This is a genomic window from Nonomuraea sp. NPDC003214 (assembly GCF_053590035.1).
The window spans coordinates 528253-544066 of record NZ_JBSFSX010000005.1; the positions used below are offsets into that span (position 1 = coordinate 528253).

Sequence of the window (15814 nt, forward strand, 5' to 3'; positions counted from 1 at the left end):
TTGACGCATGCCTGAATTGGGAGCGCTCCCAAACGTTGTTCAATTAGTCGCGCGCCAAGCGGCGCGCACCCCGGACCGCATCGCGCTCGCCGACGGCGACGAGCGCCTGACCTACGCCGCGCTGGACGCCGCCGTGAACCGGCTCGCCGCCCGGCTGGCCGCCGCCGGGGCCGGTCCCGGCGTCCTCGTCGGCATCCGCGCCCCGAAGTCGGCGGCCTGCGTGACGGCCATGCTCGCCGTCCTGCGGACCGGCGCCGCCTACCTGCCGCTCGACCCGGAGCACCCGGCGGCCCGCACCGAGCTCGTCCTCGCCGACTCCGGCGCGCGGCTCCTCGTGACCACCGGCGAACCCGCCATGACCACGCTGCCCGCCGTCCGGCTGGACCAGGACGTCCCCGCCACGGCCGCCGTCCCCGAGGCGCGGCCCGGCCCGGCGGCTCCCGCGTACGTGATCTACACCTCCGGGTCGACCGGCCGTCCCAAGGGCGTGGTGGTGCCGCACGGCGGGCTGGCCGCGCTGCTCGCCGGCATGCGCGACCTGGTCGGCTCGGCGCCCGAGCACGTCTGGCTGTCGGCCGCCGCGCTCACGTTCGACATGTCGGTCCCCGAGCTGTACCTGCCGCTCGTCACCGGCGGCCGGCTGGTCCTCCTCGACCCGAAGGCCGCGATCCTCGGCAGACGGCTCGCCGCCCTGATCGAACGCGAGGGCGTCACCCACATGCAGGCCACCCCGTCGGGCTGGCGCGTCCTGCTGTACGCCGGGTTCCGCGCCCCCAGGCTGACCGCGCTCGCGGGCGGCGAGGCGCTGCCCCCGGCCCTGGCCAAGGACCTGCGCCCACGCGTCGGCCGGCTGATCAACATGTACGGGCCGACGGAGGCGTCCGTCTGGGCCACCGCGTGGGAGGTGCCGTGGGAGCCCGACACGGTCTCGCTCGGCACCCCGCTGCCCGGAGCCACGGTCCACGTCGTGGACGACCGGCTGGACCGGGTGGCCGAGGGCGAACTGGCCATCGGCGGGGCCGGCGTGGCGAGCGGCTACCTCGGCAGGCCCGCCCTGACCGCCGAACGCTTCGTGCCCGACCCGTACGGCGAACCCGGCGGCAGGCTCTACCTGACCGGCGACGTCGTGCGGCGGACGGAGAGCGGCCTGGAGTTCCTGCACCGGTCCGACACCCAGGTGAAGGTACGCGGCTACCGGGTCGAGCTCGGCGAGGTGGAGGCCGCGATGGACGAGCTGCCCGGCGTGCGGCAGGCCGTCGCGGCCGTGTCCGGCGACGCCCTGGTGGCGTTCGTGGTCGGCGACTGCCCCGCGCTGCGCACCCGGCTGGCCGCGACGCTGCCCGCGTACATGGTGCCGAGCCGGGTGATCCGCCTGGACTCGCTGCCCCTGACCCCCAACGGAAAGATCGATCGGCGCGCGCTCGAGGAGAAGCTGTGAGCGACATGGTCGTGGTCGTCAACCACGAGGAGCAGTACTCCGTCTGGACGGCGGACCGAGAGCCGCCTCCCGGCTGGCGGGCGACCGGGTTCGCCGGCACCAAGGAGGAGTGCCTGGCGCACATCGAGACCGTGTGGACCGACATGCGTCCGCTGAGCGCGCGCGGCGAGGGGTGACGGTCATGGCACCCCACGCGATCATCGTCGGGGCGGGACTGGCGGGGCCGCTGCTGGCGATCCTGCTCGCCCGCGGCGGGCACCGGGTCGACCTGGTCGAACGCCGCCCCGACCCGCGCTCGGCCGCCCACGACGGCGGGCGGTCGATCAACCTGGGCATGTCGGCGCGGGCCATCGCGGCGCTGCGCGAGGTCGGCCTGTGGCAGGAGGCCCGGCGGCTGTCGGTGCCCATGCGCGGCCGCATGGTGCACGCTGGCGGCCGGCCGGCGTTCTACCCCTACGGGGGCGACCCGTCGCAGATCCTGCACTCGATCCGGCGCGACACCCTGGTACGGCTGCTGGTCGAGCACGCCGAGAAGCAGCCGGGCGTGCGGCTGCGCTTCGAGACCCGGTGCGTGTCCGTCGACCGGGACGCCGCCGCCGTCACCCTGGAGGACGGCACGACGCTGCGGGCCGGCTTCGTCGTCGGCGCGGACGGCGCGTCCTCGATCGTCAGGACCGCCATGCAGCGCGGCCTGCCGGCCGGGTTCAGCCGCGAGTACCTGGAGTGGGGCTACAAGGAGGTCACGATCCGCGCCACGCCCGGCGGCGAGCCGGCCGTGCCGCTGGAGGCGCTGCACATCTGGCCGGGCGAGCGCGGCCTCGGCGTCGCCCACCCCAACCTGGACAACAGCCTGACCTGCACGCTCTTCCTGCCGCGTGACGAGCCGCCGGACCCGGTGTCCGCGGCCTTCCCGCACCTGGCGACGCTCGTTCCCGACCTCGACGAGCAGGCGTCGGCCGCGCCGATGAGCCACCTCACGACCGTGCGCACCGCGCCGTGGCGGCACCGCGACACGACGGTGCTCGTCGGCGACGCCGCCCACGCCGTCTACCCCTTCTACGGCCAGGGCATGAACGCCTCGTTCGAGGACTGTCTCGTCCTCGACCGCATGCTGGCCCGCCATCCGGGCGACCGGGAGGCCGCCTTCGCCGCCTACGAGCGCGCCCGCAAGCCGCACACCGACGTGCTGGCCGAGCTGTCGGAACGCAACTTCCTGGAGCTGCGCGACGGCATGCGCTCACCGCTCGCCCTGGCCAGGAAGCGCCTGGACCTGCTGCTGCACAAGACCTTCCCCGGCACCTGGGTGCCGCTGTACACGCTCGTCTCGCACACCACCGTGCCCTACGGCGAGGCGCTGCGACGCGCCCGCCGCCAGGACCGGCTGGCCGCCGCGCTGGCCGCGGCCGGGGCGGGTCTCGCCGCCGCCGGCCTGCTCGCCGCGCGGCGTACCGGGAGGACCACCCGATGATCAGGCACCCCCAGGACGACACGCTCGTCCTGTTCGACCCCGCCGACCTGTTCGACCCTTCCGACGCGGAGCAGAACCCCGCGCCGCACCCGCTGGCCGCCGAGCACGGCGCCGACCTGCGCGCCGTCGTCGCGTGGGCGCGCGCCTACCTGACCCGGCCGCACCCGGAGCTGGGCCGGCGCGGCCCGGTGTGCCCGTACGCGCAGGCGTCGCTGGACCGCAACGCCTTCCTGCTGGCCGTCCAGCCGGGCGGCGGCCACACCGTCGCGTCGCTGAGCGCCCTGCTCGCGCCCTACCGCGACTGGTTCCTGGACCTCGCGCCCCGGGGCGGGCCCGCCGCGCAGTCGACGACCGTCCTCGTGCTGCTGCCGGGCATGCGCGACGCGCGCGAGGTGATCGACGCCGCGCAGCGCGAGCTCAAGGACGCCTACGTGGGCCACGGCCTGATGATCGGCGAGTTCCACGACGGGCCGCCGGACAAGGCGGGACTGTGGAACCAGGACTTCCGCCCGCTGCGCAGCCCGGTCCCGATGCTGGTGATCCGGCACATGGTGCCCACCGACCTGCCCTTCCTCATCTCCGACGAGACGCATCTGGCCGCCTACCGCGACCTGTTCGGCGAGCAGGTGCCCGGCCACCTGCGCGACCTGGCGGGCCGGGCATGACGGGCCTCCCGGCGACGCCCGCGCAGGAACGGCTGTGGTTCCTGCACCAGGCGGACTCCTCCGGTCACCCGTCCGGCTACCACGTCTGGGGCGGGCACCGGTTACGCGGCCCGCTCGACCCCGCCCGGCTCGGCGAGGCGCTGAACCGGCTGGTCGCCCGGCACGAGGCCGTCCGCACCGGCCTGGCCGACGGCGGCGACGGGCGTCCCGTCCGGATCGTGCGCGCCGAGGCCCGGGTCGAGCCGGAGCTCGTGGAGGTGACCTGCGAGGACGAGGCGCGCACGGCCTGCGCCGCGTTCGTGGCCCGGCCGTTCGACCTGGGCCGCCCCCCGCTCATGCGCGCCCTGCTCGTCCGGCTCGCCCCGGACGACCACGTGCTCGTGCTCGTCCTGCACCACGCGATCTGCGACGGCCGCGCGCTGCGCATCCTCCTCTCCGAGCTGTACGGCCTGCTCGCCGGGACGTTCGAGCCCGGCACGCCCGCCGTCCCGTTCTCCGAGTACGTCGACCGGCTCGGCCGGACCGGCGGCGCGCGGGCCGAGGCGGACCGCGACTACTGGCGTGCCCGGCTGGCCGGGGCGCCCACCCTGCTCGCCCTGCCCACCGACCGGCCCCGGCCCGCCGTGCCGAGCGGGCGCGGCGCGCAGCACCGCTGGGTCCTGCCCGCCCATCTGCGCACCGCCCTGCTGGAGAGCGCGCGCCGCACCAGGACGACGGTGTTCGCGATGGTGCTGGCTGCGCTCGGCGTCACGCTGGGCCGGTGCGCCGGGCAGGACGACGTGGTGGTCGGCTGCCCCTTGGACGGCCGCACCGACCGGCGGTTCGGGCAGACGGTCGGCATGTTCGCCAACACCGTCGCGCTCCGGCTGGACCTCGGCGGCGACCCGACGGTGGCGGACCTGCTGCGGCGCGGCCGGCGTACCGTCGCCGAGGCGCTCGCGCACGGCGGCACGCCGTTCGACGAGGTCGTGGAGCTCACCGGAGGCCGCCGCGACCTCAGCCACAACCCGCTCTTCCAGGTCATGCTGGTCATGGAGCACCTGGACGGCGGCCCGGTGACGGCGGGCGAGCTGACGGTGGGGCACTGGGAGCTGCCCGCCCCGGAGGCCCGCTTCGACCTCACCCTGTTCGTCACCGTGGGCGACGAGGTCGAGCTGTACCTGGACTACGCGGCCGACCTGTTCGACGCCGCGACGGTGGCCGCGCTGGCGGGGCACCTGACCACGGCCGTCGAGGCCCTGGCCGGCGACCCGGACCTGCCGGTGAGCCGCATCCCGTTCGACTCCGGCCCGGTCCCCGCCGAGCCTTCCGCGCCGCCTCCGGGCGAGTGGGAGAGCGTGGCCGGGCTCGTGCTGCGGCAGGCCGGGCGGGACCCGGACCGGGTCGCCGTCGTGGCCGAGGGGGAGCGGCTGACGTACGGCGAGCTGGCGTCCCGCGCGCTGGGGGTGGCCGCCCGGCTGGAGCCGCACCTCGCGCCCGCCGGCGGGCGCGAGGTGGTCGGCGTGTCGCTCCCGGCGGGGCCGGACGGCATCGCCGCCGTCATCGGCGTCCTGCTCGCCGGGGCCGCGTACCTGCCGCTCGACCCCGGCCACCCGCCCGCCCGCGCGGACCTCCTGCTCCGGCAGGCGGGCGCGGCGGCGCTGATCGCCCCGCCCGCCCGGCTGGCCGAGCTGGCCGCCTTCCCCGGCGCCAAGCTCGTGCCGCACGCCGCCGACCCGCCCGGGGGCGGCGGAGGCAGGAGCCCGCGGCCCGGGGACCCCGCGTACGTGATCTTCACGTCGGGGTCGACCGGGGCGCCCAAGGGCGTGGTGGTGCCGCACCGGGCCGTCGCCGCGTTCACCCGCTCGTTCGTGGACGCGCACGGGTTCGGGCCCGGGCAGCGGGTGCTCATGCTGCCGCCGCTCACGTTCGACGCCTCCGTCGGCGACCTGTTCCCGGTGCTCACGTCCGGCGGCACCCTGGTGATCCACCCCGAGCCCGCCCGGCTCGACGGCGCGGAGCTCGTCCGGTTCTGCGCCGAGCGCGGCGTCACCGCCGTGGACGCGCCCGTCGCGCTGTGGCGGCGCTGGGTCGCCGACCTGGCCGGGACCGGCGTCCCCGACGGCTGGCCCGTCGAGATCATGATGGTCGGCGGCGAGGAGGTCCCCGCCGAGGACGTACGCGCCTGGCAGCGGCTGACCGGCGGCCGGTGCGCGCTGTTCAACCACTACGGGCCCACCGAGGCCACGGTGTGCGCCACCGTGCACCGGATCGGCGGCGCGGACGAGCTCGGCGACGCGGCCCGGGTGCCGATCGGCACGCCGCTGCCGCACGTGCGCGCCCGCGTGCTCGACGCGGCCGGCCGGCCGGTGCCGGTCGGCGGCGCCGGCGAGCTGCACCTGGGCGGGGCCGGCCTGGCCGACGGCTACGCGGGCGCGCCCGCGCTGACCGCGGCGGCCTTCGTGCCCGACCCGGACAGCCCCGCCGGGGCGCGCCTGTACCGGACGGGCGACCTGGCCCGGGTGCGGCCGGGCGGCGCGATCGAGTTCCTGGGCCGGCGCGACCGCCAGGTGAAGATCCGCGGCCACCGGATCGAGCCCGCCGAGGTCGAGCACGCCGTCACCGCCCATCCGGCCGTCACCGACAGCGCCGTGCTCGTCGACGGTGACCGGCTCGTCGCCTACGCGGCGACCGGCGCGCCGGATCTGACGCCGGGCGCGCTGCGGGCCTACCTGCGCGAACGGCTGCCCGGCTACCTGGTGCCGGCCGCGCTCGTCCTGGTCGGGACCATCCCCCGGACGACGCACGGGAAGGTGGACCGGGCGGTGCTGCCGCCGCCGGGACCGGCGGGCGAGCCGCCCGCGACCGCCACCGAGTCGGCGCTGGCCGAGGTGTGGCGGCGGGTCCTCGGCGTGGCCGACGTGCGCAGGTCGGACAACTTCTTCGAGGCGGGCGGCCACTCGCTGCTGGCCGGCCGGGTGGTCGCGGAGATCAGGCGGGCGCTCGGCGCCGACGTGCCGCTGCGCGCGGTGCTGGAGACCGCCGACCTGGCCGACCTCGCCGCCACCGTCGACCGGGGCGCCGCCGGCCAGGCAAGTGCCGACCAGGAGCGCCCTGATCTGGAGGCGCAGGCCACCCTGCCGCCCGGCTTCACGGTCGAGCCCGCCTCCCCGGTGCAGCGTGGCGGGGCGATCCTGATGACCGGCGCGACCGGGTTCCTCGGCGCGCACCTCCTGGCCGAGCTGCTGGCCCGTACCGACGCCGAGATCGTCTGCCTGGTCAGGGCGGCCGACGAGGACCGGGCCCGGCGGCGGGTGCTGGACAACCTGCGCGCCCACGGCCTGGACGCCCCGCCCGGCCGGGTGCGCGGCCTGCCGGGCGACCTGGGCGCGCCCGGGTTCGGCCTGGACCGGGACCGGTTCGCCGAGCTGGCCGGGCAGGTCGGGGTGATCTGCCACAACGGCGGCCAGGTGAACTTCTACGAGAGCTTCCCCCGCATGCGCCCGGTCAACGTCGGCGGCACGGTCGAGGCGCTGCGCCTGGCCGGGCTCGGCGGCGCCCGGCTGCACTTCGTCTCCACCCTCGGCGTCTTCCTGGGCCTGGCCCACCGGGACCGGGTGGTGACCGAGGCGAGCGCGCCGGACGACCCGGCCGGGCTGGAGACCGGCTACGACCAGAGCAAGTGGGTGGCCGACCGGCTGGTGCGCCGGGCCAGGGACGCGGGCCTGACGGCGGTGGTGCACCGGCCGGCCCGGGTCGGCGGGCACAGCGTGACCGGCCGGGGCAACGCGGCCGACTACTTCAGCCGCCTGCTGGCCACCTGCGTCCGTCTCGGCCTGGTGCCGGACCTGCCCGTCGAGGAGGACCTGTCGCCCGTGGACCACGTCGCGGCGGGCATCGCCCACCTGATCGCCGACCCGGCGACGGCCGGGGACTTCCACTACTTCAACGGCGCGACGATCTCCTACCGGCGCATCGCCGACGCGCTCGGCGCCCGCTGCGTGCCGTGGGACACCTGGCGGGCGCGGGCCGCCGGGCTGGGCGCGGACAGCCCGATGGCGCCGTTCGCGCCGGTGCTGGACGCGGCCGACCCGCAGTTCCGGCGGCCGCTGTTCGACTGCCGCCGCACCGAGCGCGCTCTGGGCCGGGCCGGGATCGTCTGCCCGCCCGCCGACGAGACGCTCGTCCGCCGCTACGCCGGGCGCCTGGCCGGGGCGGTGCGCGGATGAACGTCCTCAGGTTCGCGCTCCTCTGGACGGCGTCGCTGCTGTCGTCCGTCGGGTCCAGCCTCACCACGTTCGTGCTCGGCGTCTGGGTGTACCAGAGCACCGGGTCGCCGACGGAGTTCGCGCTGGTCGTGCTCAGCGGCATGCTGCCGGGCATCCTCGCCGGCCCGTTCGCGGGGGTGGTCGTCGACCGGTTCGACCGGCGGCTGGTGATGATCGTCACCGACTGCCTGGCGGCCCTGTCGACGGCCGCCGTCGGCGCGCTGATCTGGGCGCAGGCGCTGGCCGTGTGGCACGTGGCGCTGGCCGCGGCGATCAGCGGCGCGTGCGGCGTCTTCCACCTGACCGCCTACCAGGCCATGACGCCGCTGCTGATCCCAGAGCGGCACCTGGGCCGCGCCAACGGGCTCATGCACCTGTCCAGCGGCATCCAGATCGCCGCGCCCGTGCTCGGGGCTACGCTGCTGGCCGTCGCCGGGATGGGCGGGGTGGTGGTGCTGGACCTGGTCACGTTCGGCGTGGCCATGTCGGCCCTGGTGCTGATCCGGCTGCCCGCCGAGGTGCTGCGGCCCAACGCCGCCGCCGCGCGGCCCGCCGTGCTGCGGGACCTCGGCGCGGGGCTGCGCCACCTGCGGGCCCGCGCCGGGCTGCCGTCGCTGGTGGCGGCGCTGACCGGCTTCAACTTCGCCTTCGCGGTCGCCGGGGTGCTGGTGCAGCCGCTCATCCTGTCGTTCGCCGGGCCCGGCGTGCTGGGCGTGCTGATGTTCGCCGGCGGCGCGGGCATGCTCGCCGGCGGGCTCGTCATGGGCGCCTGGGGCGGGCCGCGCCGGAAGATCGGCGGGATGACCGCGTTCATGGCGCTCGGCGGCGTCTTCCTCGTGCTGCACGCGCCGTCCCCGTCGCCGCTGCTGGTGGGGGCCGCCGCCGCCGGGTTCCTGTTCACGCTGCCCGTGGTGAACGGCTGCGCGCACGCGGTGCTGCAGAGCCGGATCGAGCCGGCCGTGCTCGGCCGTGCCATGGGCACCGTGCACACGCTCGGCTCGGCCGCCGTCCCGGTCGGCTACCTGCTGGCCGCGCCCGTCGCCGAGCACCTGCTGAACCCGGCGCTGCTGCCCGGCGGGGCGCTGGCCGGCAGCGCGGGCCTGCTCGTCGGCGTGGGGGAGGGGCGCGGGATCGCCCTCGTCCTGCTGCTCGACGGGCTGCTCCTGCTCGTCATGGCCGCCGTCCTGGCCGCGCTGCCCGCGCTGCGCCGCCTGGACCGGCGCCCGGTCCCCGTCCCCGTCGCCTGAGAGGAACGCCATGCCCGTAGAACTGACGCCCGGAGAGGTCGCCGCCTTCCGCGGCGGCGACGCCCCGGCGCCGATGCTGGACCTGATCGGCCTCATGGCCTGCCACGCCGTCGGGGCCGCGCGCTCGCTGGGCCTCTTCGACGCGCTCGCCGCCGGTCCGCTGACCACCGGCGAGCTCGCCGCCTCGGCCGGCGTCGCCCCCGCCGGGCTGGAGCCGCTGCTCGGCCTGCTGCACGCCACCGGGTACGTGGAACGCCACGACGGCCGGCACGCCAACACGCCCGCGACCACCGCCTGGCTCTGCTCCGGCTCCGGCACCGACTACGGGCGCATCCTGGACCTGTGGCAGGCGATCGTCGAGGAGCAGTGGGGCGGGCTGGCCGACTCCGTCCGCTCCGGCGTCCCGGCGGGCGGCTTCTACCCCTGGCTCGCCGCCCGGCCCGACCTGTCGGCCGCCTTCCACGACCTGCAACGCGGGCTGGCCGGGTGGCTGGCGGAGGAGGTCGTCTCGCTGACGCCGCTGCCCGAGGGCAGCAGGAGCCTGCTCGACCTGGGAGGAGGCCACGGGGAGTACGCGCGCGCGTTCTGCGGCGCGTACCCGGGGATGTCCGCCACGATCGTCGACGCCGCCGTCACCGGGCGCTCCGACGGGCCGCTGACCTGGCAGGAGGGCGACCTGCTCACCGCGGGGCTGCCGGGCGGGCAGGACGTGACCGTGCTCTTCAACGTGCTGCACGGGTTCGCCGCGCCCGACGCCGCCGCGCTGGTCGCCAGGGCGGCGGCCACGCTGCGGCCGGGCGGCCTGCTGGTCGTCCTGGAGAGCGTGCCCGAGCCGCGCGGCACCGCCGCCGACCTGGCCTTCGGCGCGGGGTTCGCGCTCAACCTGTGGCACACGCAGGGCGGCGCGCTGCACGCGACCGGCACGATCAGCGGCTGGCTGGAGGCGGCCGGGTGCGTGGCCGGGCCGTGGCGCGAGCTCGCCCGCTCGCCGTCGCACGCGCTCGTGACAGCCGAAAGGCCCTCACCCCGGCACGCGGGGTGAGGGCCTGGCGGGGAGCCTACGGGGTGCCGCCGAACGTCACGACGAGCCGCCCGTCCGAGGCGAACGACCAGCTCAGCGCGCCGTCGTAGGAGGAGCACCGGGAGCCGTTCGAGCCGGTCCAGAACTGGTTGGAGCCGTCGGCCGACCCCACCGTCTTGTCGTTGGCGCCGTCGCCGGAGCGGCAGGAGGTGTTGTCGCGGAACACCGTGGAGCCCGCGTCGAAGGAGAAGTTGCGCTCGGCGTTGTCGATGCTGACGTTGCCCGTCATCGTCATCGTGCCGGGGTTGCGGTTGTAGGTGAAGCCGTGCTTGCCGTTGTCGTAGGCGATGCTGCGCCGGATGACGTGGTTGACCGGGATGTCCTCGCCGCCGAGCTTGTAGCCGTTGCGGTCGCCGTTGCCGGCCTGGCCGCCGTTGCTCAGCGTGCCGTTGCCGTAGGACAGCGAGTCCTCGATCGTCACCGCGCCGATCGGGCCGGTCTCCGACTTGGTGTAGAGGTCCCAGCCGTCGTCGATGTTGTTGCGGGCCACCGCGTAACGGAAGACGTTGCCGGAGCCGACGGTGAGCTTGGCGGCGAACCCGTCGGCGTCCTCGCCGTCGGAGTCGGCGTTGTCGTGCGACAGCGCGCTCAGGATGAGGTTGTCCGACGGCCACTGATCGCGCGGCGTGGTGGAGAGGGTCCGGGAGAGCTGCAGCCCGGTGTCGCGGTTGTAGCGGGTCACCGTCCGCTCGATGACGTTGTGGCTGCCGCCGACGAAGATGCCGTTGTCGCCGGCCCGCTCGACGACGATGCCGTGGACGTGCCAGTAGGACCCGTTGACGGCCAGCCCCCGGTTGGCCGGGTCCTCGCTCTGGCCGGAGAAGTTCAGGACCGGCGTCTCGCCCGGGTAGGCGGCCAGCTTCTTGCGGGCGCCCGAGGTGCCGTCGTTGCCGGGCGCGATGGTGACGGTCTGCGAGAAGGCGTACGTGCCGCCGCGCAGGTAGATCGTGCCCCCGGCGGCGACCCTGGTGATCGCGGAGGTGAGCGTCGTCGGGTCGGCCTGGGTGCCGGCGGCGCCGTCCCTGCCGTTCGGGGCCACGTACAGCGTGTCGCCGGTCGGCGGCGGGGTGACGGTCGGCGTGATCGTCGGCGTGGGGGTGACGGTGGGGGTGGAGCTGGTCGTCGGGGTGCCGCCCGTGGGCCGCAGCGTCCACTGCTTGGTGGGCTTGGAGTCGCAGGAGTTCTGCTGTAGGAGGGCGCCCGCGGCGGTGGAGTCGTCCTTGACGTTGACGCACTTGCCGCCGTTGGCGTTGACGATCCGGTAGGCGGACCCGGAGGCGGTCAGCCGCCACGTCTGTGAGGCCGCGCCGGTGCAGGTCTCCTGCTGGACGGGCTTGCCCGCGCTGGTGGAGGCGTCCCGGACGCCCAGGCACCTGCCGCTGTGCGCGGCCCTGATCTCGTAGTCGCCGCCGGAGGCGGTGAGGGTGAAGACCTGCCCCGCGCCGGCTCCACAGGGGTTCTGCACGAGTTGCGTGCCGTCGGCCGTGGCCGCGCCGGGCACGGCGGCGCACAGGCCGCTCCCGGCGTTGACCAGCGTGTAGTCGCCGCTGCTCGGCGCGGCCGAGGCCGGCGCGTTGAGCGCGGCGACCAGCCCGCCGGTGGTGAGGAGTCCGGCGGACAGCACGATCGCCAGCCGCCTGCCGAGATGTTCTTGCTTGCGCACGTCCAGCTCCGTTCGGGGGGTACGGGGGGCACCGGGGCACCAACCGGTTGCACTCACAGTGGCTAGGTGCCGGGGCGTCGTCAATACGCCTGAGTAAAACTGCAAACGCGGCCAGGCGTTTTGCCTGGTCTCGTCTTAGATTTCTGCAACAACCGCTTGCAAGAAGCGTGGACTGCTTGCATGGCTGGACGGGGGCGGGCTTCACAGCCGGCCGGGCGCGTGATCTAATCGAGGAACCAATATCTAGAATCCAGTTCTATTATTGAGTCGAGAGTGGAGATCAGCGATGGCCCGACTGCTGCGCCGCTTCGCCGAGACCAGGCCGGGCGACCTCGCGCTGGCCGACGAGGACGGCGTCACCACGTGGCACGAGCTGGACGAGCGGGTCGACCGGCTGGCCGGCGCGCTCCTCGGCGCGGGCCTCGCCTCCGGCGACGTGCTCGCCCTCCACGCCGCCAACCGGCGCGAGTACTTCGAGGTCATGGCCGCCGCCAGCCACATCGGCCTGCGCTACGTCCTGGTCAACTGGCACTGGACCGCCCAGGAGCTCGCCTACGTCCTGCGTGACGCGGGCGCGCGGGCGCTGCTCTCCGACCCCGCCTTCGCCGCCCAGGCCGCCGAGGCCGTCCAGGGGCTCGACCTGCCGGTACGCGTGGCGTTCGGCGAGGGAATCGAGGGCTTCGTCCCGTACGAGGACTTCATCGCCGCGGCCCCGCCCGGCGAACCGGAACCGCAGGTCATGGGCAGCCCCATGTTCTACACCTCCGGCACCACCGGCAGGCCCAAGGGCGTCAGCCGCAAGCAGTCCATCACCGGCCTGCCCGTCGAGGCCCTCGCCCTGGCCGCCGACCGCTTCGGCCAGACCTTCACCGTGCCCGACGGCGGGCGGACGCTGCTGGCCGGGCCCGCCTACCACTCCGCCCAGTGGATGTTCTCGTTCATGGCGCTCATGGGCGGCTGCCCGGTGGTCATGCGGCGCGCGTTCGACCCCGCCGAGACGCTGCGGCTCATCGACGAGTACGGGATCACCAACGTGCACCTGGTGCCCACCCAGTTCGTCCGCCTGCTGCGCGTGGACGCCGCCACCCGGCAGGCGTTCTCCGGGGCGAGCCTCACCTCGGTCTGGCACGGCGCCGCGCCCTGCCCGCCGCAGGTCAAGCGGCAGATCATCGAGTGGCTCGGCCCGGTCGTCCACGAGTACTACGGCTCGACCGAGGCGGGCGTCAACACCGTCATCACCGCCGAGGAGTGGCTGGCCAAGCCCGGCAGCGTCGGCCGGCCGCAGGCGGCGACCGAGATCCACATCCTGCTCGACGACGGCACGCCCGCCAAGCCGGGGGAGCAGGGCCAGATCTGGTTCCGCTACGCCAACGGCGACGACGTCGAATACTGGGGCGACCCGGACAAGACCGCGTCCATCCACCGGGCCGGCGGGCTGTTCACCACCGGCGACATCGGCTACTTCGACGAGGACGGCTACCTGTTCCTGTGCGACCGCGCGATCGACATGATCATCAGCGGGGGTGTGAACATCTACCCGGCCGAGATCGAGAGCGTGCTCATCACCCACCCGGCCGTCCGGGACGTCGCGGTGTTCGGGGTGCCGGACGAGGAGTTCGGCGAACAGGTCAAGGCCGCCGTCGAGCTCGCGGACGGCGTCGAGCCGGGCGGCGGCCTGCCCGCCGAGCTGACGGCCCACTGCCGCGCCTCGCTGGCCGGGTACAAGGTGCCCCGGTCGTTCGACTTCGTCCCCGAACTGCCGCGCACTCCCACCGGCAAGCTGTACAAGCGGCTGCTGCGCGACCCCTACTGGCAGGACGGCGCCCGCCGGATCTGACGCTCACCCCGGCCGTACCTCACCCCCGACGGGCGCGGGCAGCAGCTTGCCGAACGGAAGGGCGCGCATCACCCGCAGCCGCTGCGCGGCCGGCCGATGGCCGTGCCGGGCCGCGAGCCCGTAGTAGAACCTGGCGATGTCGTGCTTGGCCCGGCCCTCCTGCTCGTACGCCTGGCCGTAGGCGAACGACAGCCGCGCCGCGAACTCGACCGGGCGCGGATCGGCGGCGAACGCCTCGGCGTCGGGATGATGCCGCCCGCGCGCGGCGTGGAGCCAGTAGCGGGCCGCCGCCAGGTCGCCGGTCAGCACGTGGATGATCGCCAGCCGGTAGGCGGACTCGGCGTCACCGTCGCCCGCCCGCCGCACCAGCCGCGCGACCGTCCTGGTCGTCCGCCGCTCGGCCTCGTCCGCGGGGGTCCGATAGTGGTCGTACGTGCCGGTGACGTGCGCACCGGGCGCCGGCGTGCCGGGGACGTACGGGGTGCGCGGCGGCTGCTCGCTCCTGGCGGCGCGCCACCGGGTCTGCCACTGCTCCACGGTGCCGAGGGCGTCGCGGGGCAGGCCCGTCTGCTCGGCATGACGGTGACAGACCATCACGAACGAGGCGACCAGCTTCCAGTCCGGCAGGCGTTCCCGCTTGCCGGTGAGGATGTCGCTGACCGTGCTCGCGGGCAGTTCCTTGGGAACGTCCGGCGCGCGCGACAATCGGTGCATCTCTGAATAGCTCGGCTGGCCGGCCGATTCCCGGAGCTCTATGAGCGCGGCTATGAAGGCGGAGTGAGATCCTGCCCGGGGAGTGTCAGTCATCGTCCTTGTTGGGGTGGTGGGCTAAGAATTGTCGCCATATTTGCAGAAATATTCTCGCGTCGATGACACTTCGCAGATTCCATCTCATCCGGTTGCCGTGGCCACTCCGGATGATCACTGTCCCACCGGTCCCAGTCGCCCATTCGGGTAGCTAGCAGCACTTTCGACGCCATTCGCGGGCGGGCTGCCGGATAACCCCGGATGAATCCGGACGATGTCGGATGCTTACGGAGTTTAACGTCCGCTGCCGTCTATTTCCGATCTCGTACGGCTCCGTCCGAGCACGTTTGGATCGCTGGCCCACGGCCTCCGTCAAGCCGCATGGTTACCGCATTCATCGCTGCTCTTCGGGAGGCCACCGCCCATGCCGATACTCACGGCCCGCCCGTCCAGCATCGTGTACTGCGCCGACGCCCCCTGCCCGGCGGACGAGCACCTCCTGGTCACCCTCCTGACCACCTGGGTGCTCGCCACCGGGCGCACCCCGCCCGCCGGGCGTCCCGAAGACCTCACCCCGGAAGAGCTCATCGACTTCTGGGCCGACGACCGCACCTGAGGAGACGAGGACCGATGTTCACCACGCGCCAACTGCTCACGCTCACGCTCACCGTCATGATCGCCGCCATCACCTGCGCCCTCGTCCTCGCCACGGGCGCCGAATGGCCCGGCGCCCTCCTCAGCGCCGGCGCCGCCGGCGGCGCCACCCTCGCCACCCTCCCCAAACTCCTCCACAAACGCGACCCGTAACCCGGGCCCGCGCCTGGCCTGGCTCCCGCCCGCTCCCGGCCTGGCCCCGCGCGCCCCGGCCCCAGGCTTGGCCGTCCGCCCCCGGCCCCCGGCCCGCGGCCCCCGGCCCCCGGCTTGGCCGCCGCCCGCCGCTGCCTGCCCCCGCTCGCCCCCCGGGCCCCGCCCGCCGCCTGGCCCCGCCCTGGCCTGGCCAGGGGGCTTGTGCCGGTGACCGCGCCGTTGGGCTCGCGCGGCACCTCGGCAGGCCGCCCCGGCAGCCGCCCCGCCAGGCCGCTCCCGGTAGGCCGCCCGGGCAGGCCGCTCCCGGTAGGCAGTTCTGGGCGTCGCGGCCCGCGCAGGCTGCCCTCCGGGCTGGCCCGTTCTGGTGCGCCCGCGCGTCGCCCCCGGTGGGCTGCTGCCGGCAGGCGCCCGGGCTCGCGCACCGGGTCACGCCCCACGCAGTCCGCCTTCCCGGGGGTCGGTTGGGGGCGCGTCCGCATGCCGCCTCCGGTGGGTCGGTTCGGGCGCGTCCGCAATGCCGCCCCCGGTGGGCTGCTGCCGGCAGGCGCCCGGGCTCGCGCACCGGGTCACGCCCCACGCAGTCCGCCTTCCCGGGGGTCGGTTGGGGGCGCGTC

The 15814-nt window shown here is 75.0% G+C and carries 12 protein-coding genes; 10 read left to right on the forward strand and 2 right to left on the reverse strand.

Going from position 1 to position 15814, the window contains the following annotated elements; genetic code table 11:
• Nucleotides 1–7: 7 nt before the first annotated feature.
• The 7 genes from ACWDXC_RS18200 to ACWDXC_RS18230 are packed head-to-tail and all read left to right on the forward strand — an operon-like array spanning nucleotide 8 to nucleotide 10107.
• Nucleotides 8–1438, forward strand: coding sequence for an amino acid adenylation domain-containing protein (locus tag ACWDXC_RS18200; RefSeq protein ID WP_449983045.1), 1431 nt, complete (start codon nucleotides 8–10; stop codon nucleotides 1436–1438).
• 5 nt (nucleotides 1439–1443) lie between these two features.
• Nucleotides 1444–1614 (forward strand): MbtH family protein, encoded by a 171-nt coding sequence (locus ACWDXC_RS18205; protein WP_219514375.1) that lies wholly within the window; start codon nucleotides 1444–1446, stop codon nucleotides 1612–1614.
• Between the two features lie 5 nt (nucleotides 1615–1619).
• Nucleotides 1620–2906, forward strand: a complete 1287-nt coding sequence (locus ACWDXC_RS18210; RefSeq protein ID WP_449983047.1) for an FAD-dependent oxidoreductase — start codon at nucleotides 1620–1622, stop codon at nucleotides 2904–2906.
• Nucleotides 2903–3571, forward strand: a complete 669-nt coding sequence (locus ACWDXC_RS18215; RefSeq protein WP_449983051.1) for a DUF6875 domain-containing protein — start codon at nucleotides 2903–2905, stop codon at nucleotides 3569–3571. Before ACWDXC_RS18210 ends, ACWDXC_RS18215 begins: the two co-directional genes overlap by 4 nt.
• Nucleotides 3568–7779 carry a non-ribosomal peptide synthetase gene (locus tag ACWDXC_RS18220; RefSeq protein ID WP_449983054.1) on the forward strand — a complete coding sequence of 1404 codons (4212 nt, stop codon included), beginning with the start codon at nucleotides 3568–3570 and terminating at the stop codon, nucleotides 7777–7779. Before ACWDXC_RS18215 ends, ACWDXC_RS18220 begins: the two co-directional genes overlap by 4 nt.
• Nucleotides 7776–9065 carry an MFS transporter gene (locus ACWDXC_RS18225; protein WP_449983057.1) on the forward strand — a complete coding sequence of 430 codons (1290 nt, stop codon included), beginning with the start codon at nucleotides 7776–7778 and terminating at the stop codon, nucleotides 9063–9065. Before ACWDXC_RS18220 ends, ACWDXC_RS18225 begins: the two co-directional genes overlap by 4 nt.
• Before the next feature lie 10 nt (nucleotides 9066–9075).
• Nucleotides 9076–10107, forward strand: coding sequence for a methyltransferase (locus ACWDXC_RS18230; RefSeq protein ID WP_449983060.1), 1032 nt, complete (start codon nucleotides 9076–9078; stop codon nucleotides 10105–10107).
• Nucleotides 10108–10123: 16 nt separating this feature from the next.
• Here the strand turns inward: ACWDXC_RS18230 and ACWDXC_RS18235 are convergent, their stop codons facing one another.
• Nucleotides 10124–11809, reverse strand: a complete 1686-nt coding sequence (locus ACWDXC_RS18235) for an RICIN domain-containing protein (protein ID WP_449983063.1) — start codon at nucleotides 11807–11809, stop codon at nucleotides 10124–10126.
• A gap of 286 nt (nucleotides 11810–12095) precedes the next feature.
• Here ACWDXC_RS18235 and ACWDXC_RS18240 point away from each other — a divergent pair, with 286 nt between their 5' ends.
• Nucleotides 12096–13646: an AMP-binding protein gene (locus tag ACWDXC_RS18240; RefSeq protein ID WP_449983066.1), complete on the forward strand. Its 1551-nt coding sequence runs from the start codon at nucleotides 12096–12098 to the stop codon at nucleotides 13644–13646.
• A gap of 3 nt (nucleotides 13647–13649) precedes the next feature.
• Here the strand turns inward: ACWDXC_RS18240 and ACWDXC_RS18245 are convergent, their stop codons facing one another.
• The gene (locus ACWDXC_RS18245; RefSeq protein WP_357593611.1) at nucleotides 13650–14360 is read right to left on the reverse strand and encodes an SEL1-like repeat protein; all 711 of its coding nucleotides are present in this window, start codon (nucleotides 14358–14360) and stop codon (nucleotides 13650–13652) included.
• Nucleotides 14361–14817: 457 nt separating this feature from the next.
• On the opposite strand from ACWDXC_RS18245, the gene ACWDXC_RS18250 reads away from it, so the two are divergent.
• A complete protein-coding gene (locus tag ACWDXC_RS18250) occupies nucleotides 14818–15009 on the forward strand; it encodes a hypothetical protein (RefSeq protein ID WP_219514363.1) in 192 nt (63 codons plus the stop codon).
• 14 nt (nucleotides 15010–15023) lie between these two features.
• Nucleotides 15024–15200, forward strand: coding sequence for a hypothetical protein (locus ACWDXC_RS18255; RefSeq protein ID WP_219514365.1), 177 nt, complete (start codon nucleotides 15024–15026; stop codon nucleotides 15198–15200).
• Nucleotides 15201–15814: the final 614 nt, after the last annotated feature.